The organism is Pseudorhizobium tarimense (genome assembly GCF_022968135.1).
Classification (GTDB): domain Bacteria; phylum Pseudomonadota; class Alphaproteobacteria; order Rhizobiales; family Rhizobiaceae; genus Neorhizobium; species Neorhizobium tarimense.
This window is the reverse complement of the sequence record NZ_JALJRA010000006.1, coordinates 123,829-145,085: the sequence shown is the minus strand read 5'-3', so window position 1 is coordinate 145,085 and position 21,257 is coordinate 123,829. Positions and strand designations below refer to the sequence as shown.

The 21,257-nt window shown below is 61.1% G+C and carries 20 protein-coding genes and 2 tRNA genes; all 22 read right to left on the bottom strand.

Annotated elements, in window-relative coordinates; translation table 11 throughout:
- Window positions 1-12: 12 nt before the first annotated feature.
- Window positions 13-1,335: a proline--tRNA ligase gene (gene proS, locus MUU54_RS08735; RefSeq protein ID WP_247243647.1), complete on the bottom strand. Its 1,323-nt coding sequence runs from the start codon at window positions 1,333-1,335 to the stop codon at window positions 13-15.
- Between the two features lie 443 nt (window positions 1,336-1,778).
- The gene (locus MUU54_RS08730; protein ID WP_247243646.1) at window positions 1,779-2,048 is read right to left on the bottom strand and encodes a DUF1467 family protein; all 270 of its coding nucleotides are present in this window, start codon (window positions 2,046-2,048) and stop codon (window positions 1,779-1,781) included.
- Window positions 2,049-2,126: 78 nt separating this feature from the next.
- A complete protein-coding gene (gene mce, locus MUU54_RS08725; protein WP_247243645.1) occupies window positions 2,127-2,531 on the bottom strand; it encodes a methylmalonyl-CoA epimerase in 405 nt (134 codons plus the stop codon).
- A gap of 11 nt (window positions 2,532-2,542) precedes the next feature.
- A complete protein-coding gene (locus MUU54_RS08720; RefSeq protein ID WP_247243644.1) occupies window positions 2,543-4,210 on the bottom strand; it encodes a ribonuclease J in 1,668 nt (555 codons plus the stop codon).
- 7 nt (window positions 4,211-4,217) lie between these two features.
- Entirely contained in the window at window positions 4,218-4,988 is a 771-nt protein-coding gene (locus MUU54_RS08715) for a biotin--[acetyl-CoA-carboxylase] ligase (RefSeq protein ID WP_247243643.1), read from the bottom strand.
- A gap of 2 nt (window positions 4,989-4,990) precedes the next feature.
- Window positions 4,991-6,433 (bottom strand): NADH-quinone oxidoreductase subunit NuoN, encoded by a 1,443-nt coding sequence (gene nuoN / locus MUU54_RS08710; RefSeq protein WP_247243642.1) that lies wholly within the window; start codon window positions 6,431-6,433, stop codon window positions 4,991-4,993.
- A gap of 18 nt (window positions 6,434-6,451) precedes the next feature.
- Window positions 6,452-7,963, bottom strand: coding sequence for an NADH-quinone oxidoreductase subunit M (locus MUU54_RS08705; RefSeq protein WP_247243641.1), 1,512 nt, complete (start codon window positions 7,961-7,963; stop codon window positions 6,452-6,454).
- The gene (gene nuoL, locus MUU54_RS08700; RefSeq protein ID WP_247243640.1) at window positions 7,963-9,963 is read right to left on the bottom strand and encodes an NADH-quinone oxidoreductase subunit L; all 2,001 of its coding nucleotides are present in this window, start codon (window positions 9,961-9,963) and stop codon (window positions 7,963-7,965) included. Before nuoL ends, MUU54_RS08705 begins: the two co-directional genes overlap by 1 nt.
- A 7-nt stretch (window positions 9,964-9,970) precedes the next feature.
- A complete protein-coding gene (nuoK, locus tag MUU54_RS08695; RefSeq protein ID WP_029618603.1) occupies window positions 9,971-10,279 on the bottom strand; it encodes an NADH-quinone oxidoreductase subunit NuoK in 309 nt (102 codons plus the stop codon).
- Window positions 10,280-10,303: 24 nt separating this feature from the next.
- Window positions 10,304-10,918 carry an NADH-quinone oxidoreductase subunit J gene (locus MUU54_RS08690; RefSeq protein WP_247243639.1) on the bottom strand — a complete coding sequence of 205 codons (615 nt, stop codon included), beginning with the start codon at window positions 10,916-10,918 and terminating at the stop codon, window positions 10,304-10,306.
- A gap of 128 nt (window positions 10,919-11,046) precedes the next feature.
- Window positions 11,047-11,538, bottom strand: coding sequence for an NADH-quinone oxidoreductase subunit NuoI (gene nuoI / locus MUU54_RS08685; protein WP_247243638.1), 492 nt, complete (start codon window positions 11,536-11,538; stop codon window positions 11,047-11,049).
- Between the two features lie 40 nt (window positions 11,539-11,578).
- Window positions 11,579-12,625 carry an NADH-quinone oxidoreductase subunit NuoH gene (gene nuoH / locus MUU54_RS08680; protein ID WP_247243637.1) on the bottom strand — a complete coding sequence of 349 codons (1,047 nt, stop codon included), beginning with the start codon at window positions 12,623-12,625 and terminating at the stop codon, window positions 11,579-11,581.
- Window positions 12,626-12,633: 8 nt separating this feature from the next.
- On the bottom strand, window positions 12,634-14,715 hold the full coding sequence (gene nuoG / locus MUU54_RS08675; RefSeq protein ID WP_247243636.1) for an NADH-quinone oxidoreductase subunit NuoG: 2,082 nt from the start codon (window positions 14,713-14,715) through the stop codon (window positions 12,634-12,636).
- A gap of 54 nt (window positions 14,716-14,769) precedes the next feature.
- The gene (locus MUU54_RS08670; protein WP_247243635.1) at window positions 14,770-15,399 is read right to left on the bottom strand and encodes a helix-hairpin-helix domain-containing protein; all 630 of its coding nucleotides are present in this window, start codon (window positions 15,397-15,399) and stop codon (window positions 14,770-14,772) included.
- 4 nt (window positions 15,400-15,403) lie between these two features.
- On the bottom strand, window positions 15,404-16,708 hold the full coding sequence (gene nuoF, locus MUU54_RS08665; RefSeq protein ID WP_247243634.1) for an NADH-quinone oxidoreductase subunit NuoF: 1,305 nt from the start codon (window positions 16,706-16,708) through the stop codon (window positions 15,404-15,406).
- An 88-nt stretch (window positions 16,709-16,796) separates the two neighbouring features.
- Complete coding sequence (nuoE, locus tag MUU54_RS08660; RefSeq protein ID WP_247243633.1) at window positions 16,797-17,744, bottom strand: NADH-quinone oxidoreductase subunit NuoE; 948 nt, start codon at window positions 17,742-17,744, stop codon at window positions 16,797-16,799.
- Between the two features lie 74 nt (window positions 17,745-17,818).
- Complete coding sequence (locus tag MUU54_RS08655; protein WP_247243632.1) at window positions 17,819-19,009, bottom strand: NADH-quinone oxidoreductase subunit D; 1,191 nt, start codon at window positions 19,007-19,009, stop codon at window positions 17,819-17,821.
- A gap of 78 nt (window positions 19,010-19,087) precedes the next feature.
- On the bottom strand, window positions 19,088-19,690 hold the full coding sequence (locus MUU54_RS08650) for an NADH-quinone oxidoreductase subunit C (protein ID WP_247243631.1): 603 nt from the start codon (window positions 19,688-19,690) through the stop codon (window positions 19,088-19,090).
- 15 nt (window positions 19,691-19,705) lie between these two features.
- Window positions 19,706-20,287 carry a NuoB/complex I 20 kDa subunit family protein gene (locus tag MUU54_RS08645; protein WP_247243630.1) on the bottom strand — a complete coding sequence of 194 codons (582 nt, stop codon included), beginning with the start codon at window positions 20,285-20,287 and terminating at the stop codon, window positions 19,706-19,708.
- Entirely contained in the window at window positions 20,278-20,643 is a 366-nt protein-coding gene (locus MUU54_RS08640) for an NADH-quinone oxidoreductase subunit A (protein ID WP_247243629.1), read from the bottom strand. The genes MUU54_RS08645 and MUU54_RS08640 overlap by 10 nt, the downstream gene beginning before the upstream one ends.
- A 397-nt stretch (window positions 20,644-21,040) precedes the next feature.
- Window positions 21,041-21,117, bottom strand: a tRNA-Asp gene (locus MUU54_RS08635).
- A 61-nt stretch (window positions 21,118-21,178) separates the two neighbouring features.
- A tRNA-Asp gene (locus MUU54_RS08630) sits at window positions 21,179-21,255 on the bottom strand.
- Between the last annotated feature and the right edge of the window lie 2 nt (window positions 21,256-21,257).

Here is a 21,257-nt window from a genome sequence, read left to right as displayed (position 1 = left end):
ACCTTCGTTGGATCAGCCGATCAGCTTGTTCATTGCCGCCTCTACCGTCATGACCTCACGGGCGCCGGTCTTGCGGTTCTTGATTTCGACCTCGCCGCTTGCGGCGGACCGCGGACCAACGATGACCTGCACCGGTACACCGATCAGATCTGCCGTCGCGAACTTGGTCCCGGCGCGGTCGTCCGTATCGTCGTACAGCACGTCCTTGCCGGCGTTACCTAGCTCTCGATAAAGCTGATCGCAGACGCTGTCACAGGCTGCGTCACCAGGCTTCATGCTAATCAGCACGACATCGAACGGGGTCACCGACTCAGGCCAGATGATTCCGTTCTCGTCATGCGAGGCTTCGATGATGGCCGGAACAAGGCGCGTGGGTCCAATGCCGTAGGATCCCATGTGGACAGGGTGCTCCTTTCCGTCAGGTCCCTGCACCTTCGCGCCCATTGGCTCCGAATATTTTGTGCCAAAGTAGAAGATGTGGCCAACTTCGATGCCTCGGGCTGAAAGCCGGTCGCCTTCAGCAATCGCGCTGAAAGCCGCCTCATCATGCATCTCCGACGTCGCCGCATATAGCGATGTCCACTTGTCGAAGATGGCCTGCAGCCCCGCAACGTCGTCAAAATCCGTGTCCTCTGCAGGGATGTCGAACTCGATGAAGTTTCGGTGGGAGAAGACTTCCGATTCTCCGGTTTCCGCCAGGATGATGAACTCGTGGCTGTGATTGCCGCCGATTGGACCGGTATCCGCGCGCATCGGAATTGCCCGCACACCAAGCCGGGCGAAGGTGCGCAGATAGGCGACGAACATCTTGTTATAGGAGTGAATTGCGTCTTCGAGCGTCAGGTCGAAGGAATAGGCGTCCTTCATCAGGAACTCACGCGAGCGCATGGTGCCGAACCTCGGACGGATCTCGTCGCGGAACTTCAGCTGAATATGGTATAGGTTCAGCGGCAGGTTCTTGTAGGACTTTACGTAAGACCGGAAGATGTCGGTGATCATCTCCTCGTTCGTCGGCCCGTAGAGCATCGGCCGCTCCTGGCGGTCCTTGATGCGCAACATCTCCTTGCCATAGGCCTCATAGCGGCCGCTTTCCTGCCAGAGCTCGGCCGACTGCAGCGTCGGCATCAGCAACTCGATGGCGCCGGCGCGGTTCTGCTCCTCGCGAATGATGGCATTGACCTTGTCCAGCACCCGCTTGCCGAGCGGCAGCCAGGAATAGATCCCCTGGCTCTGCTGACGGATCATACCCGTGCGCAGCATGAGCCGGTGGGAGACGATTTCGGCTTCCTTGGGGTTTTCCTTCAGGATGGGCAGGAAATAGCGGGACAGACGCATTAATTTATCCGAGGTTTGGGGGCCTCCCTTGCGGGAATCGGCCACTCCGCTGGCTTTTGCAGCGTCATAGCCGGTTCAAAGGGGTATTGGAACCCGCGTCGCATGAAGCATGCAGGTGCGGCGCCAATGGGCCGGCGCAACGTCCAAATCAGATAAAGGCGGCAAAATTTGTGACAAGTCTGCGACATTTTTGTCAACAGCAAATTATTTCCAGCAGTGTAACAAAAATGCAAAAAAGAGGGTGACAAGGCCCAATTGTTGGGCTAGGGTCAGCTCATAAAACAGGCAAGGAGATCAAATCTTTGCTGGTTCGCGGTCAAGTCTTGGGAGGATCAGATCTTAGGCGCGCTCGTCGCTGCCCCGGCAACGGTTAAGGATCACGCGAAACTTCAGACAAGGCCAGCTGGCCTTGTTTTTTTTTGGCCTACCCTCTTCTCCACGTTCTATTCGAAATTCGGCACGATGCGCGGCAGGTTGCCAAGGCTGAAGCCGAAATACGTCGACGCTGCATACCAGCTTGCGTAGATCGCGGCAGAAATGACTGTTGTCAGGAGCAGGACACGCCCCAGACGGAACCGCGCCGGCGCGCTTTCAACCGTCCCCAGCGTCACATCGCCTTCTTCATGCTGCGACCGCATGCCCATCGGCAGGACCGCAAACAGCGTGATCCACCAGATGATGAAATAGACGGCAAAGATCGGCAGGAGCGACATCAAGAATTTTCCTGAAGGTTTGTGGCGCTTATAACGACAACTGCCGCGCAGCTCAAACGCATCCGCCGGGGCGGAGTGTCACACCTCTTCCAGCTCCACCAGCGTGCCTGCAAGGTCCTTCGGGTGGAGGAAAAGTACCGGCTTGCCATGGGCCCCGAGCTTTGGCTCGCCATCTCCCAACACCCGCAAGCCAGCCTGCTTCAACTGGTCCCGCGCAGCGGCAATGTCGGCGACTTCGTAGCAGATATGGTGCATTCCACCGGACGGGTTCTTCCCCAGAAAGGTGCGGATCGGCGATTCCTCGCCCAGCGGCTCGAGGAGTTCGACCTTCGTGTTGTCGAGTTCGATGAAGACGACGGTCACGCCGTGCTGCGGCATTGCCTGAGGCTGCGAGACCTTGGCGCCGAGCACATCACGATAGGTTGCGGTCGCCGACCCCAAGTCCGGGACGGCAATCGCGATGTGGTTGACGCGGCCAAGCATGCTCTACTCCCCTAAACCTTGTTGACGAAGACGGTGACGACCGGCTTCTTGCCCCATGCCTCGTTTGCGGCAGCGCGGACGGCGCGACGCACCGCCTCCCGCAGCATCTCGAGATCCTTGCGGCGGGCGCGCGGGATGCTTTCCACGGCGCTGAGCACTGCGTCATAGAGGGTATCCTCCATGTCCTCACCCTCCTCGTCGAACTCCGGCAAGCCTACGCTAACGAGATCCGGATCGCCGAGGAAGTCGTAGCGGCTGTCGAGCACGATGCCGACCGCCACGTGCCCGACGAAGGAAAGCTTGCGGCGTTCGCCGATGCCCATCTCATCGAAGTCGCCGATCAGCTTGCCGTCCTTGAAGATCCGTCCATGCGCGATGTCGTCGATGACTTCCGCCGGGCCAGGCGCCAACCGCAGAAGATTGCCGTTGCGTACGCGCGGAATGGTGGCGATGCCCGCCTGTGCGGCGAGTTCCGCCTGTGCCGTCAGATGAGCGGCTTCACCGTGGACCGGCACCAGGATCTGCGGCCGGGTCCACTCGTACATCTTCAGGAGCTCGTTGCGCCGCGGGTGGCCCGAGACATGCACCAGGGCGTCGCGATCGGTGACGATGTGGACGCCCTGATCGATCAGGGCGTTCTTGATGTCGATGATCGCGCGCTCGTTGCCTGGGATGGTCCGGGAGGAAAAGACGACGGTATCGCCCGCGGCGAGTGCGACATTGCGCATTTCGTCGCGCGAGATCTTGGCGAGCGCCGCGCGGGGCTCGCCCTGGCTGCCCGTCAGGACGACGACCACCTTGTCGCGAGGGATATAGCCATACTCCTCTTCGGCGATGAACGGCTTGATGCCTTCCATCAGCCCGATGTCGCGCGCCACGGCCACGACGCGCTTCATGGAACTACCCAGGAGCAGAACCTCCCGCCCCGCGGCCTGTGCCGCCTGCGCGATCGAGCGGATCCGGCCGACGTTGGAGGAGAAGGTCGTGATCGCCACACGGCCTTCGGCGTCCTCAATAATCTTGCGCAAACCTTCCGAGACTTCCTCCTCGGACGGAGAAACGCCGTCGCGCTCGGCGTTCGTGGAATCGCACATCAGCGCCAGCACGCCCTCGTCTCCCACGGCCCGGAAACGGACCTCGTCGGTGAGCGGACCAAGAGACGGTGCCCCGTCGATCTTCCAGTCCCCCGTATGCACCACATTGCCGAGCGGCGTGCGGATGACGAGCGACATCGGTTCAGGGATCGAGTGATTGACGCCGATCGCTTCGATCTCGAAGGGCCCGACGTTGATGCGGTCGCCTGCCTTGAATGGCGTCACAGGGATTTCCGGCCTGTTGCCTTCATAGTTCCGCTTGGCTTCCAGCAGGCCGGCGGTGAAGGCCGAGGCATAGACCGGTACGTTCAGGCCCGGCCAGAGATCGTTGAGGGCACCGTAGTGATCTTCGTGGGCGTGGGTGATGATGATGCCCTTGAGATTGTCGCGCTCCTTGGCAAGGAAACGGATATCGGGAAGGACGAGATCAACGCCAGGAAGCTCGGGCCCGGGGAAAGTGACACCGCAGTCTACCATGATCCACTGGCGCTTGGCCGGTGTTCCGTAACCATAGAGGGCGAGGTTCATGCCGATCTCGCCAACACCACCGAGCGGGAGAAACACCAGATCTTCTTGCTTGGCCATAATGTCCTTATTCCGTTCGTGTGAAGAATACATCACCGGCGGCAATGGGCAAAACCTGCCCGCCGCCCAGATCGAGGAGAAGCAGTCCGTCTGCTCCGATACCGGCAAACCGCCCGGTCAGGGAGCGGTCGGGAAGGTTTACCGTGATCTCCTCCCCCACGCCGCAGGCGACTTCCAGCCACCGGCGGCTGACGTCCGCAATGCCGCGCCCCTCATCCCAAAGCTCAAGAGTGGACGCCATCTCCTTGTAAAGATGCGCAAACAGCTCCTCCGGCGAAACGAAGCAGCCGTGATCTTCCAGCCGCGTCACGCCGTAGGAGGCCACGTCGGGCTTGTGGCGGATGTTGATTCCGATGCCAATCACCAGCGCATGCTGTCCGGTGGCAAGGCCCTCCCCCTCCATCAGGATGCCACAGCACTTCCTGCGGCCGATCAGGATGTCGTTCGGCCACTTCACCTGGACCCGATCCGCATTCCTGGGCATCACAGCCTGGATGGCCGCATGAACGCCGACCGCCACCGCCAGAGGCAGAGAGGCGATCCGTTGCATCGGTGCCGGGTCGATCAGCAAAAGGGAGGCGTAGAGATTGCCCGGTTCCGACGTCCAGGTGCGGCCACGTCTCCCGCGACCGCTGATCTGCCGGACAGCGGTGACCCAGAGATTGCCGGGATCACCGGCCCGTGCTCGTGTGAGGCACTCGGTATTGGTGGAGCCTACGTCTTCCAGCGCCTCGTGGCGGAACGCCTCCAGCGAGAAGCGCTCCCCTCTGCCAGCCATCCTCAGAAGAAGGACTTCGCAGCGGCATTGGCCGCGCTACCAACGGGGCCGCCGAAGATCACGTAGGCGGTCACGAAGAGACCGGAGACCCCGAACACCAGCCGGAGCTCACCAGCGATGCGGGCGAACTCGCCCGTCGCTTCGTCGAACCACATCAGCTTGACGATACGCAGGTAGTAGTAAGCACCAACGACCGAGCTCAGCACGCCGATGATGGCAAGCGCATAAAGCTTGGCTTCGATCGCCGCGATGAAGACGAAGTACTTGGCGAAGAAGCCCGCGAGCGGCGGAATGCCGGCCATGGAGAACATCAGCGCCGTCAGCACCACCGCCATGAAGGGCTTGGTGGAAGCGAGACCCGCGAGATCGTCAACGTTCTCAACGTTGTCGCCTTCCTTGCGGCGCATCGCCATGATGCAGGCAAAGGTACCGAGCGTCATGACCATGTAGATCAGCATGTAGAGAATGACGCCGGAAACGCCAGTTTCCGTCCCTGCCGCAAGACCGACGAGCGCAAAGCCCATGTGACCAATGGAGGAATAGGCCATCAGACGCTTGATGTTTCGCTGACCGATCGCAGCGAAGGAGCCAAGAAGCATGGACGCGATCGAGACGAACACAAGGATCTGCTGCCAGTCGGCGACGACCGGGAGGAATGCTTCCGATACGACGCGCACGAGGATCGCCATGGCGGCGACCTTGGGGCCTGCGGCGAAGAACGCCGTGACCGGCGTCGGGGCGCCTTCATAGACGTCCGGCGTCCACATGTGGAAGGGCACGGCCGAGATCTTGAAGCAGACGCCGGCGAGCACGAAGACCAGTCCGAACACGAGGCCCAGCGAACGGGTCTCCGATGCGAGCACCAGCGCGATCTCGTCAAACCCGGTGTTGCCGGTGAAACCGTAGACCAGCGACATGCCGTAGAGCAGCATGCCGGATGAGAGCGAGCCGAGAACGAAGTACTTCAGGCCAGACTCCGTCGAGCGCAGGCTGTCGCGGTTGATGGCGGCGACGACATAGAGCGCCAGCGACATCAGCTCGAGCCCGAGGTAGAGCGCCAGCAGGTCGTTTGCCGAGATCAGCAGCATCATGCCAAGCGTTGCCAGCACCAGCAGGACCGGGAATTCGAAGCGGTCAAGCTGCTCGGAGCGGGCGTGCCCGACCGTCATGATCATGGCGGTGACCGAGCCGATCAAGGCGACGACTTTCATGAAGCGCGCGAACGGGTCGAGGATGAAGGCGCCGCCGAAAGCTGCACCCTCGCCCGGCACCAGGACAAGCCACAGGCCCGAAGCGATGATCAGCGCTACCGCGAGGCCGGTCACGGTCGGTGCCGACCGCTCACCGGAAAAGACCCCGATCATCAGGAGAGCGAGCGCCCCCACGGCCAGGATGATCTCCGGCATGGCGAGCTGCAGGCTTGTGAGGAATAGTTCAGAGGTCATGTCCTATCGTGTCCCGTCTCAGTGCACTGTCAGTGCAAGGTCTTTCGCCGCCTGCAGGGCTGCGGAGTAGTTGTTGACAAGCAGATCCACCGATGCTGCCGTCGCATCGAAGATCGGTGCCGGATAGACGCCATAGAAGATGGTCAGAGCGACGAGCGGATAGAGGATCAGCTTCTCGCGTCCAGAAAGGTCGAGCAGTCCCTTAAGGCTTTCCTTCTCGAGCGCGCCCCAGATGACCCGGCGATAGAGCCAGAGCGCGTAGGAGGCGGAAAGGATGACGCCGGTGGCAGCAAAAAGCGCGACCCAGGTGTTAACCTGGAAGACGCCGATGACCGTCAGGAATTCACCGACGAAGCCGGAGGTGCCGGGCAGGCCGACATTGGCCATGGTGAAGATCATGAAGGCGACCGCGTACTTCGGCATGTTGTTGACCAGGCCGCCATAGGCCGCGATCTCGCGGGTATGGAGACGGTCGTAGATCACGCCGACGCAGAGGAAGAGCGCGCCCGATACGATCCCGTGGGACAGCATCTGGAAGATCGCACCCTGCACGCCCTGCATGTTGGCGGCGAAGATACCCATCGTCACATAGCCCATGTGAGCGACGGAAGAGTAGGCGATCAGCTTCTTGATGTCGTCCTGCATCATTGCCACCAGCGAGGTGTAGATGATGGCCAGCACCGACAGCGTAAAGACGAAGGGGGCGAAATAGTCGGATGCCAGCGGGAACATCGCGAGCGAGATGCGGATGAATCCATAGCCGCCGAGCTTCAGCATGACGCCCGCCAGGATGACGGAGCCTGCCGTCGGCGCCTGAACGTGCGCATCCGGAAGCCAGGTATGGAGCGGCCACATCGGCATCTTCACTGCAAAGGCCGCGAAGGCTGCAAGCCATAGCCAGGTCTGCAGGTTGGCCGGGAAGTTGTACCTCAGCAGCTCGGTGATGTCGGTGGTGCCTGCCTGCCAGTACATGGCCATGATGGCGAGCATCATCAGCACGGAGCCGGCAAGCGTATAAAGGAAGAACTTGTAGGAGGCGTAGACGCGATCCTTGCCGCCCCACACACCGATGATCACGAACATCGGGATCAGGGTTGCCTCGAAGAAGACGTAGAAGAGAACGATGTCGAGCGATACAAAGACGCCGACCATGACCACTTCCAGAAGCAGGAAGGCGATCATGTATTCCTTAATACGCTTCTCCACGGACTGCCAGCTGGCGAGCACGCAGAAGGGCATGAGGAATGTCGTCAGGATGACGAACAGCATCGAGATGCCGTCGACACCGAGATGGTAGGAGATGCCCGTGCCGAGCCACGCGTGCTTCTCGATCATCTGGAAGCCCGGGTTCGAATTGTCGAAGCCGATCCAGATGAACAGCGACACGATGAAGGTGAACACCGTCGTCAGCAGCGAGACATTGAGGATGTTGCGTCGGCCATAGGGGCTGTCTTCGCGAGTGAGCAGAAGAAGCAGGACGCCTACGAGCGGCAGAAAGGTGACCGTCGAGAGAATTGGCCAGTCGGTCATTAGATTGAGCTCCCGAGCATCATCCAGGTGACGAGGGCGGCGATGCCGAGAAGCATCGCGAACGCATAGTGATAAAGATAGCCGGACTGCAGACGCACGACGCTGCGGGTCACATCAACGACGCGGGCAGCCACGCCGTTCGGGCCATAGGCGTCGATGACGCCGATGTCACCCTTCTTCCAGAGGAAGCGGCCGAGGCCCTTTGCCGAGCGGACGAACAGGAAGTCGTAGATCTCGTCGAAGTACCACTTGTTGAGCAGGAAGTTGTAGAGAATGCTCTGCTGCTCTGCGAGGCGCTTCGGCGTCGAAGGCGACTTGATGTACATGAACCAGGCGGTCACGAAGCCGATCAGCATCGCGATGAACGGGCTCCACTTTACCCAGAGCGGCACGTGGTGGAACTCTTCCAGGATCTCGTTTTCCGGCAGAGTGAAGAGCGCACCCTTCCAGAACTCGGCATATTCGTGGCCGAAGAAGAAGCCCTCGAAGACGAAGCCTGCAATGACAGCACCGATCGCCAGCACGTAGAGCGGCACCAGCATGACCTGCGGGGATTCGTGGACGTGATGCATCACGTCAGCCGAAGCCCGCGGTTTGCCGAAGAAGGTGAGGAAGGCAAGTCGCCAGGAATAGAAGCTGGTGAACAGTGCCGCCACGACCAGAAGGGTGAAGGCGAAGCCGGATGCAACAGAGTGGGACGCATAGGCGGACTCGATGATCACGTCCTTGGAGAAGAAGCCGGCAAAGCCGATCATGGTCCCGGGGATGCCGACGCCGGTGAGCGCCAGCGTGCCGATCGTCATCATCCAGAAGGTCACCGGAATATGCTTGCGCAGCCCACCCATGTAGCGCATGTCCTGCTCGCCATCGACGGCATGGATGACGGAGCCCGCACCAAGGAACAGGAGTGCCTTGAAGAAGGCGTGCGTGAATAGGTGGAAGATGGCCGCACCATAGGCCCCTACCCCGAGCGCCACGAACATGTAGCCCAGCTGCGAGCAGGTGGAATAGGCGATGACGCGCTTGATGTCGTTCTGCACCAGGCCGACGGTCGCCGCGAAGAAGGCAGTGATCGCGCCGATGATGGTGACGAAGAGCAATGCGTCCGGCGACAGTTCGAAGATCGGCGACATGCGCGCGACAAGGAAGACACCGGCGGTCACCATGGTTGCGGCGTGAATGAGGGCCGAGACCGGGGTCGGGCCTTCCATCGCGTCCGGCAGCCACGTGTGCAGCAGGAACTGTGCCGACTTACCCATCGCACCCATGAAGAGCAGCAGGCAGACGATCGTCAGCGCGCCGTAGCGGGTGACGTCCATGCCGAAGATGCTGGCAATCACTTCGCCACCCTCGGCGGCGCCTTCAGCCGGGAGATAACTGCCGGCGGCGGCGAAGATCGTCTCGAAGTTGATCGAGCCGAACAGCATGAAGATGCCCGCAATGCCGAGCAGGAAGCCGAAGTCGCCGACGCGGTTGACGATGAAGGCCTTCATCGCCGCAGCCGATGCCGAGGGCTTCTTGTACCAGAAGCCGATCAACAGATAGGAGGCGAGACCGACACCTTCCCAGCCGAAGAACATCTGCGCCAGGTTGTCGGATGTCACCAGCATCAGCATGGCGAAGGTGAAGAGCGACAGGTAGGCGAAGAAGCGCGGCCGATGCGGGTCATGGTGCATGTAGCCGATGGAATAGACGTGAACGAGCGTCGAGACGGTGTTGACGACGACGAACATCACTGCCGTCAAGGTGTCGATGCGGAAGGCCCATTCGATGTCGATCCCGCCGGACTGGATCCAGCGCAGGACCTCGATCTTGATCACCTCGCCGCCCTCACCGTGGGCAAGCGCCACGTTGAAGAAGACGATCCAGGAGAGAACGGCGGCGACGATCATCAGGCCGCTGGTGACGTATTCGGATGCCTTGGCTCCGATCGAGCGGCCGAAGAGGCCAGCGATCAGGAAGCCGATCAGGGGAAGGAAGACGATAGCCTTGTAGATCATGACCCGGTCAGCCCTTCATCATGTTGACGTCTTCAACCGCGATCGAGCCGCGGTTGCGGTAGAAGACGACGAGAATTGCAAGCCCGATCGCAGCTTCCGCGGCCGCAACGGTCAGAATGAACAGTGCGAAGACCTGGCCGACGATGTCGTTCAGGAAGGACGAGAACGCCACCATGTTGAGGTTGACGGAGAGCAGGATGAGCTCAATCGACATCAGAATAATGATGACGTTCTTGCGGTTCAGGAAGATACCAAACACGCCAAGAATGAAGAGGATGGCGCTGACCGTCAGGTAGTGGGAGAGACCGATTTCCATGTTGCTATTCCTTCTTCGCCTGCCTCAGATGCCCTGACCCGACTTCACCTTGACCACCTCGACGGCAGTTTCGGGCGAGCGGGCAACCTGGCGCGAGATGTCCTGACGCTTGATGTTCTGGCGGTGGCGGAGCGTGAGCACGATTGCGCCGATCATCGCCACCAGCAGCACCAGACCTGCAATCTGGAAAAAGTAGACGTAGTGCGTGTAGAGGACGTCGCCGAGGACGGCGGTATTGGTACGAACGGCAGGGTTGGGGATCGGCATCGTGATGGCGCGTGCCGCCTGCGGCGTCAGGACGCTGCCGCCGATCACGACGATTAGCTCGGCCGCGACGATGAGGCCGATCAGGATACCGACCGGGGCATACTGGAGCACACCAGAGCGAAGTTCCGCAAAGTCGATGTCGAGCATCATAACAACGAAGAGGAAGAGCACCGCCACTGCGCCGATGTAAACGACGAGCAGGATCATCGCGAGGAACTCAGCTCCCGTCAGCAGGAACAGTCCCGCGGCGTTGAAGAACACCAGGATCAGGAAAAGAACGGAATGAACCGGGTTTCGCGCCGAGATGACCATGAATGCCGACGCCACCGCTACGAAGGCGAAGAGATAAAAGAATACAGCCTGCAGACCCATCGTGGTGCCTTTTCGTTCTTCTCGGGAGAGCGCATGCGTTCCCCCATTTGTCCCGGCAAATGAGATTCACCGGCAAATGCCCTGTTCAATCCTGTCGATCCGCCCGCTTCCAGGCGGACGTTCGCGCCTCAGCGGTAAGGCGCGTCCTGTGCCATGTTGCGAGCGATCTCACGCTCCCAACGGTCGCCGTTTTCCAGCAGGCGCGCCTTGTCGTAGTAGAGCTCTTCGCGGGTCTCGGTGGAGAACTCGAAGTTCGGTCCCTCGACGATCGCGTCGACCGGGCAAGCTTCCTGACAGAAGCCGCAGTAGATGCACTTCACCATGTCGATGTCGTAGCGAACCGTGCGGCGGGTGCCGTCGTTGCGGCGCGGCCCAGCTTCGATCGTGATTGCCTGAGCCGGACAGATGGCTTCGCACAACTTGCAGGCAATGCAGCGCTCCTCGCCGTTGGGATAACGGCGAAGGACGTGCTCACCTCGGAAACGCGGCGAGACCGGGTTTTTCTCGAACGGATAGTTGATCGTCGCACGAGGCTTGAAGAAGTAGCGCATCGACAGGAAGAACCCCGAGACGAACTCCTTCAGGAACAGCGAGCTGACGGTCTGTGTAAGACTTCCCATCATAATTCTCCTGTGCGTTTCAGCGTGAGACGGGCATCGATTAGGCCCATCCCATCAGCTTGAGCACGAATGCGGTGATAATGACCATGATGAGCGAGATCGGCAGGAAGACCTTCCATCCGAGACGCATCAGTTGGTCGTAGCGGTAGCGCGGAACGAATGCCTTCACCATCGAGTAGCCGAAGAAGATCAGCACGACCTTGATGATGAACCAGACGATGCCCGGCACCCAGTTGAGGATCCAGATATCGACCGGCGGCAGCCAGCCGCCGAGGAAGAGGATCGTCGTCAGCGAGCAGATCAGCAGGATCGCGGCATACTCGCCGAGCATCAGCATCATGTACGGTGCCGACGAATATTCCACCATGTAGCCGGCCACCAGCTCCGATTCCGCTTCCGGAAGGTCGAAGGGCGGGCGGTTGGTTTCAGCCAGACCCGAAATGAAGAAGATAATGAACATCGGGAAAAGCGGCAGCCAGTGCCAATCGAGGAACGAATTCGGCAGACCCATCATCGTGCCGAGGCCTTCCCGCTGCGCAAACACCATGTCCGACAGGTTCAGCGAGCCGACACAGAGGAGGACGGTGACGATCACGAACCCGATCGAGACTTCGTAGGACACCATCTGCGCCGCCGAGCGAAGCGCGCCGAGGAACGGATACTTCGAGTTTGACGCCCAGCCGGCCATGATGATGCCGTAGACCTCAAGCGACGAGATCGCGAAGACATAGAGGATGCCGACATTGATGTTGGCAATCACCCAGGTCTCGTTGAACGGGATCACAGCCCATGTCGCCAGTGCCAGCGTCACGGAGACCAGAGGTGCCAGGAGAAAAACGCCCTTGTTGGCGCCGGACGGGATGATTGGCTCCTTGAAGACGAACTTCAGCAAGTCCGCAAAGGATTGGAAGAGCCCCCAGGGGCCAACGACGTTCGGGCCGCGGCGCAGCTGAACGGCCGCCCAGACCTTGCGGTCGGCATAAAGAATGTAGGCGATGAAGACCAGAAGACAGACGAGGACAAGCAGCGACTGGGCAATCATCACCAACGCCGGCCACGCGTAGATCGAGAAAAATGTATCTTCCATAATTCCTGTTACTCCGCCGCAGCCTTGAAGTTGTCGCGGGCCAGTGCCGAGCATTCGGCCATCACGGCCGATGCACGGGCGATCGGGTTCGTCAAATAGAAGTCTTTGATCGGCGACGCAAATCCAGACTTGCTCATGTCACCGGCTTTTTGACCCAGTGCGGCGATTTCATTGGCATTGGCTGTGGCGATCTCATCGATCGCCGCGAAATGCGGATAGGCTTGGTAGAGGTTGGCACGTAGCGCGGAGAGTGAGTCGAACGGCAGCTTCTTGCCGAGGACGTCAGAGAGTGCGCGAATGATGGCCCAATCCTCGCGGGCCTCGCCCGGCGCAAAACCTGCGCGGTTGCCCATCTGGACCCGCCCTTCGGTGTTGACCCAGGTGCCGGACTTCTCCGTGTAGGCAGCCGCTGGCAGGATGACATCGGCATGATGCGCGCCGTTGTCGCCGTGGCTGCCAATGTAGACGGTGAACTTCGCGCCCTTGCGGGAGAAGTCCAACTCGTCCGCCCCCAGCAGGAAGAGCACGTCCATGCTGGTCAGCATGTCGGCAGCATTGACGCCGCTCCCCCCCGGAACAAAGCCGAGATCGAGGCCACCCACGCGAGAGGCCGCCGTGTGCAGAACGCCGAAGCCGTTCCATTCTTCCGTCACAGCACCGATCGAGCCTGCGAGTTTGGCGGCAGCCGCAAGAATGGCGGCGCCATCCGGACGCGACAGAGCCCCCTGCCCCACGATGATTATCGGGTTCTTGGCGTTGCGCAGCTTGTCGAGGAAATTGCCCGAACCGTTGACCAGCTCGGTGAGGCTGTCCGGACCGGTGCCGAGATATTCATATCCATAGCGCAGGTCACCGCCCTCGCCGATCACGCCGATGGGGAAGTCGCCGCGGCGCCAGCGCTTGCGGATGCGGGCGTTGAGCACGGCAGCTTCGTAGCGCGGATTGGCGCCGATGAGGAGCAGCGCGCCTGCCTGGTCAATACCCTGGATGGTTGGGTTGAACAGGTAGCTCGCGCGGCCGAGCGATGGATCGAGAGCAGTTCCATCCTGACGGCAGTCGAGGTTCTCGGAGCCGAGCGAACGGATGAGTTCCTTCAGCGCGTACATTTCTTCCACGGCGGCAAGATCGCCGGCAATTGCACCGATCTTGTCGGGGGAAGTTGCGGACACCGCAGCCTTAATGGCGGCGAAGGCTTCACCCCAGCTGGCGGCCTGCAGGCGGCCGTCGCGGCGCACATAAGGCCGGTCGAGGCGCTGGGTCTTCAGTCCGTCCCAGATGAAGCGGGTCTTGTCGGAGATCCACTCCTCATTCACCTCATCGTTGACGCGCGGCAGGATGCGCATCACCTCGCGGCCGCGGGTGTCGACGCGGATGGCGGAGCCGACGGCGTCCATGACGTCAATCGATTCCGTCTTGCCGAGTTCCCACGGACGAGCGGTGAAAGCGAACGGGCGCGAGGTCAGCGCGCCGACCGGGCAAAGATCGATCACATTGCCCTGCAGTTCCGACGTCATGGCATGTTCGAGATAGGTGGTGATCTCGGCATCCTCACCGCGACCGATCAGGCCGAGCTCGGAAATGCCGCCGACTTCGGTCGTAAAGCGGACGCAGCGCGTGCAGTGGATGCAGCGGTTCATCACGGTCTTGACGAGCGGGCCGATGTACTTGTCTTCGACCGCGCGCTTGTTTTCCGTGTAGCGGGAAGCGTCCATGCCAAAGGCCATGGCCTGGTCCTGCAGGTCGCACTCGCCACCCTGGTCGCAGATCGGGCAATCGAGCGGATGGTTGATGAGCAGGAACTCCATCACGCCTTCGCGGGCCTTCTTGACCATCGGCGTGTTGGTGTAGACTTCTGGGAGTTCGCCGTTCGGGCCACCGCGGATATCTCGCACGCCCATGGCACAGGAGGCCGCCGGCTTCGGCGGTCCGCCCTTTACCTCAACCAGACACATGCGGCAGTTGCCGGCCACAGACAGGCGCTCGTGGAAACAGAAACGCGGAACTTCAGCGCCGGCTTCCTCGCACGCCTGAAGCAGCGTGAAATGATCCGGAACCTCGATTTCCTTGCCGTCAACCTTCAGCTTTGCCATCGTATCACTTACGTCCTGTGTTCAATCCCGCAGCCGTCAGCCGGAGAAAAATCCTTACTTTGCCAGCTTCTTGGCCTGGCCGACCCAGTCATCCCGGTCGATCCGTCCATCGAGCCCGAGCGCTTCGTCGAATCTGGTAACCTCGTCGGCCGTCCATGCGGCGATTTGGTCGACGCGCGTGACGCCCATATCGTTCAACACCTTCTCGAGCTTCGGGCCGATCCCTGAGATCTGCTTCAGGTTGCCCGCAGCTTTCGTCGTGGTTGATCGCTGCCCGACCGGCTTCGTAGCCCTCGGTTTTCTCGCAGTTCTGCTCGCCTCAACTGCCGGCTTCGGCGGCTCGGGCTTCCGTTTCACCTTCGGCTCAGTTGCCTCAGCGGATGGCGCCTGAGCCTCGGCGCGCACTGGGGCTTCCTTCGGTTCTGCCGCCTGCCGGTTGGCACCGGTATCGAGGCGATTCTGCGCCTCCATCGCACCCTGAAGGGCGCCGAAGAAAGCACCAGCGAACTGGCCCGCTATCGTCATCCCGAGAGCGGTCGCGGCCGCCATCGCGGCTGCGGACTGGGCCATCAGCGGGTTCAACGCGAATGCGTCGGCGAAGGGCGCGCGAGCAGGATCAGTCGCCGGCCGTTCGGCTGCCGTTCCTTCCTGGCTCTCGTGCTGCCCTGTCACCGGCTTCTTCACCTTGTTACTCCGCAGCTTCCATGACCGCACCGTCGGCCATCGCGTTGTGGGTGTAACGGTCGATCCGTGCCTCGATCTCCGGACGGAAGTTCCGGATCAGGCCCTGGATCGGCCATGCGGCTGCATCACCCAGCGCGCAGATTGTGTGGCCTTCAATCTGCTTGGAAACCTGGAAGAGCATGTCGATCTCGCGCTTTTGCGCGTTGCCGCGCACCATGCGCTCGAGCACCCGCATCATCCAGCCGGTGCCTTCGCGGCACGGAGTGCACTGGCCGCAGCTCTCATGCTTGAAGAAGGCAGCGATACGCCAGACCGCCTTGATGATGTCGGTCGACTTGTCCATGACGATCATGCCGCCGGTGCCGAAGGAGGATTTCACCTCGCGCATACCGTCGAAGTCCATGATTGCGTCGGCCATGTCCTCACCGCGCACGACCGGGCACGACGCACCGCCGGGGATGACCGCCAGCAGGTTGTCCCAGCCGCCGCGAATGCCGCCGCAGTGTTGATCGATGATCTCGCGGAAAGACAGGCCCATGGCCTCTTCGAAGGTGCAGGGCTTGTTTACATGGCCGGAGACCATGAACAGCTTCGTGCCGACATTGTTCGGACGGCCGATGGAGGAGAACCAGGATGCACCGCGACGTAGGATGGTTGGGGCAACCGCAATCGATTCGACGTTGTTAACCGTGGTCGGGCAGCCGTAGAGGCCCATATTGGCCGGGAACGGCGGCTTAAGGCGCGGCTGTCCCTTCTTGCCTTCAAGGCTCTCCAGGAGTGCGGTTTCTTCGCCGCAGATATAGGCGCCGGCGCCGTGATGGACGAAGATGTCGAAGTCCCAGCCGTTCTTGTTGTTGGCGCCCAGCAGCCCGGCGTCATAGCATTCGTCGATGGCCGCCTGCAGCGCCTCGCGCTCACGAATATACTCGCCGCGAACATAGATGTAGGCGGTGTGGGCGCCCATGGCGAAGCCGGCAATCACACAGCCCTCGATCAGCGTATGCGGATCGTGGCGCATGATGTCACGGTCCTTGCAGGTGCCGGGCTCTGACTCGTCGGCATTGACGACGAGATAATGTGGGCGACCGTCGGATTCCTTTGGCATGAAGGACCACTTCAGGCCGGTCGGGAAGCCAGCGCCACCGCGACCGCGCAGGCCCGACGCCTTCATCTCATCGATGATCCAGTCGCGGCCCTTCTCGATGATCTGCTTGGTGCCATCCCAGTGGCCGCGGCCCATCGCGCCCTTCAGGGACTTGTCCTTCAGACCGTAGATGTTGGTAAAGATGCGATCCTGGTCTTTTAGCATGATCTGTTCCACCGGTCCGCCGACCCGCGTCGGCCATTGATATGCATCATGCGGCTCAACAGTGAGGCCGCACAAGAACTAGCACTGGTCACGAAGCCTCACCTTCCGGCGACGGCTTCTTGCGTGTGCGCTTTGGCTTGGCGTCGCCGGAAACGGCACCCGGCTCCGGCGGCGCACCTTCAGCGGCACTGCCGGCGCGCTTGCGATCCGGTTTCGTCGTTGCGGCCGTGCCTGAAAGCGGCTGCTCTTCGGCGGCCTTCACCCGGCGCTTTGAAGCGGCCTTGTCGGTCAGCGGTGTCTTGATGGAAGGATCGCTTTCTTCTGCCGTATCCTTCGGGCGGGCGGCATCGGTCGGGGGTACTGGTCCGGCCGCAGAGGCTTCCGCCTCACTCGGCTTCGGCTCCGGCTTCTTGCGTGCAGGCTTTTCTGCAGCGAGCAGAGTGACAGGCGCGCCTTCGGGTGCAGAGAAATGACGATCCACCTGCGGACCGGGCTTCACCTCTTTCCCGCGGCCGGCGTCGAACGCGTCGATGATTTCTTCCAGCCGCTCAGGCGTCAGGTCCTCGTAGGCGTCCTTGAAGATCATGACCATTGGCGCGTTGACGCAGGCGCCCTGACATTCGACCTCTTCCCATGACAGCGTGCCGCGTTCGTTGACTTCGAGAGGCTCGGCGTGGATCTTCGATTTGCAGACCCTGATTAGGTCTTCGGAGCCACGCAGCATGCAGGGCGTCGTTCCGCAAACCTGGACGTGGGCGCGCGTGCCGATCGGCTTCAGCTGGAACTGCGTGTAGAAGGTCGCCACTTCGAGCACGCGGATATACGGCATCTCGAGCTTCTGGGCGACGAACTCGATCGCAGCGCGTGTCACCCAGCCATCCTGTTCCTGCGCCCGCATCAAAAGTGGAATCACAGCGGACTGCTGACGCCCCGACGGGTACTTGCGGATGGTCGCCTCGGCCCAGCCGGCATTCTCCTCGGTGAAGGCGAATGCTGCCGGTTGCACATTGTCTTCGGCTAGTCGACGAACGGACATTCTTTCTTACGCCTTATCAGTCTTGGAACCGCACTGCCCTGCCGCAGCACCCGTTGAAGCAAGCTTATGAGCCATCAGCGATCGACCTCGCCAAACACGATATCGAGGGAGCCGAGGATTGCGGAAACGTCCGCCAATTGGTGGCCGCGGCACATGAAATCCATCGCCTGCAGGTGCGCATAGCCCGGGGCGCGGATCTTCAGGCGATACGGCTTATTGGTGCCATCGGCGACGAGATAGACGCCGAACTCACCCTTGGGCGCTTCGACCGCTGCATACACCTCGCCGGCCGGAACGTGATAGCCTTCCGTGTAGAGCTTGAAGTGGTGGATGAGCGCTTCCATCGAACGCTTCATCTCGCCGCGCTTCGGCGGAACGACCTTGCCGTCCAGCGACGACACCGGACCGACCCGGGCGTCGCCCAGCAGCCGGTTGACGCACTGCTTCATGATCTTCACCGATTCCCGCATCTCGATCATGCGGATCAAGTAGCGGTCGAAACAGTCGCCGTTCTTGCCGACCGGAATATCGAAATCCATGTCGGCATAGCATTCGTAAGGCTGCGACTTGCGCAGATCCCAGCCGGCACCCGAGCCGCGCACCATGACGCCAGAGAAGCCCCAGGCCCAGCAGTCTTCAAGCTTCACCACGCCGATATCGACGTTACGCTGCTTGAAGATACGGTTGCCGGTCAGAAGCTCGTCGATGTCGTCGAGCGTGCCGAGGAACGGATCGCACCAGGCGCCGATATCCTCGACCAGTTCCGGCGGCAGATCCTGATGCACACCACCCGGACGGAAATAGGCGGCGTGCATGCGCGAGCCGGACGCGCGCTCGTAGAACACCATCAGCTTCTCGCGCTCCTCGAACCCCCAGAGCGGCGGGGTCAGCGCGCCAACGTCCATCGCCTGAGTGGTGACGTTCAGGAGGTGCGACAGGATACGGCTGATTTCCGAATAGAGAACGCGGATCAGCTGGCCGCGGATCGGGACCTCGATGCCGAGCAGCTTTTCGACCGCCAGACAATAGCCATGCTCCTGGCTCATCGGCGCAACGTAGTCGAGACGGTCGAAATAAGGCAGCGCCTGCAGGTAGGTCTTCGTCTCGATCAGCTTTTCGGTGCCGCGATGCAGCAGCCCGATATGCGGATCGACGCGCTCGACAATCTCGCCGTCCAGCTCCAACACCAGCCGAAGCACGCCGTGTGCTGCCGGATGCTGCGGCCCGAAATTGATGTTGAAGTTGCGGACGTTATGTTCGTTCATTCTGTCAGCTCCATGCCGAGCGGCCAAGCCGCAACGGGCGGAATGAAAAGCAGCGACCGGCGCCGAGACGCCAGTTCCTTAGGCCTTCGCTTTTTCGTCCCCCGGAAGGACGTAGTCGGTGCCTTCCCAAGGTGACAAGAAGTCAAAGCTGCGGAATTCCTGGCGCAGCTCCACAGGCTCGTAGACAACCCGCTTGGCGGAGTCGTCATAGCGAACCTCGACGAAGCCGGTCGTCGGGAAGTCCTTGCGCAACGGGTGACCTTCGAAGCCGTAGTCGGTGAGGATGCGACGCAGGTCCGGGTGGCCTGTAAACAGGATGCCGTACATGTCCCAAGCTTCGCGTTCGAACCAGTCGGCGCCGGGGTAGACGCCGCAAGCAGAGGGCACCGCCTCGTCTTCGCCGACCAGCACTTTGATGCGGATGCGCGTGTTCTGGCGCGGCGACAACAGGTGGTAGACGACATCGAAGCGCTTCTCGCGCTGCGGCCAGTCGACGCCACAGATATCGATGAAGTTGACGAAGGCGCACTGCACGTCGTCGCGCAGGAAGGTCAGCATCGCAACGAGGTTCTCCGGCGCAACCGTCAGCGTCAGTTCGCCGAAGGCGAAGTCGGACGACTGCACCAGTTCCGGATGCACTTCGGCGATATAGGCCGAGAGATCTCTCAGGGCTTCATTCATGTCAGGTCCTCGCCCTTAGCGCTCGATCGTGCCGGTGCGGCGGATCTTCTTCTGCAGCAGAAGCACGCCGTAAAGCAGCGCCTCGGCCGTGGGGGGACAGCCCGGGACATAAATGTCGACAGGCACCACGCGGTCACAGCCCCGAACCACCGAATAGGAGTAGTGGTAATAGCCGCCGCCATTAGCGCAGGAGCCCATGGATATGACGTAACGCGGCTCCGGCATCTGGTCGTAGACCTTGCGGAGCGCGGGCGCCATCTTGTTGGTCAGCGTGCCGGCGACGATCATCACGTCCGACTGGCGCGGCGAAGCGCGCGGGGCAAAGCCGAAACGCTCGGCGTCGTAGCGCGGCATCGACATCTGCATCATTTCCACGGCACAGCAGGCGAGACCGAAGGTCATCCACATCAGCGAGCCCGTACGGGCCCAGGTGATCAGCTCGTCCGTCGAGGTGACGAGAAATCCCTTGTCGGCGAGTTCGTTGTTGATCTCGCCAAAGAACCGGTCATCGGCGCCCACCGGCTTGCCGGTGTTCGGATCGATGATGCCCTTGGGTTGCGGCGCGACGAGGGTGTTGCCGTGATCGACTACTCCCATTCCAGCGCTCCTTTCTTCCACTCATAGATGAAGCCGACCGTCAGGACGGCGAGAAAGACCATCATTGACCAGAAGCCGAACCAGCCGATTTCCCCGAAGGACACAGCCCACGGGAAGAGGAATGCAACCTCGAGATCAAAGATGATGAACAGGATCGACACCAGATAGAATCGGATGTCGAATTTCATGCGGGCGTCATCGAATGCGTTGAAGCCGCATTCGTAGGCTGAAAGCTTTTCCGAATCGGGCGCCTTGTAGGCCACGGCGAACGGCGCAATCAGCAGAGCCAGTCCAATCACGAGGGAAATGCCGAGAAATATCGCGATCGGGATGTAGGAAGTGAGGAGTTCACTCATGGTATTCGATCCCTGCTTGCCGATAGCGCCGGGAGGCGCTCAATCAGCAATGCACGGGCAAAGCGAACGTGCACTGCATTTGGCCCGTGACTACCGCAGCGCACGCCCGCACGCAAGACATTTAGACTCCTCGATCCGCGCCGAAGTGGCACAGTTCAACAGGACAGTCTTTTGGACAGCAGCCCCACGTCACTTGGGCAAGCTGCAGCCGAGCCTTTAGAAGAACGAAGCCGAGGTAGTTTCGGAAAAACAACGACATCTGCCGCCGTACCGGGTCGAGCAGCCGCGTTCGACCCGGACCCGATGTAAACACCCTCCCCTTCCCAAACAAGAGGCAGAAAAAGAAATTAAAGCAATTTCTAAATAACGGAGGACTGGGACTGAAAATCCGTAGAAGTGGCGCGAGTGACGGGGCTCGAACCCGCGACCTCCGGCGTGACAGGCCGGCACTCTAACCGACTGAGCTACACCCGCGCATAAGCCTTGCGGCTGGACCGGCATTCAAGGCATGAACATCGGCATTTCGAGGATCGAATGGCGCGAGTGACGGGGCTCGAACCCGCGACCTCCGGCGTGACAGGCCGGCACTCTAACCGACTGAGCTACACCCGCGC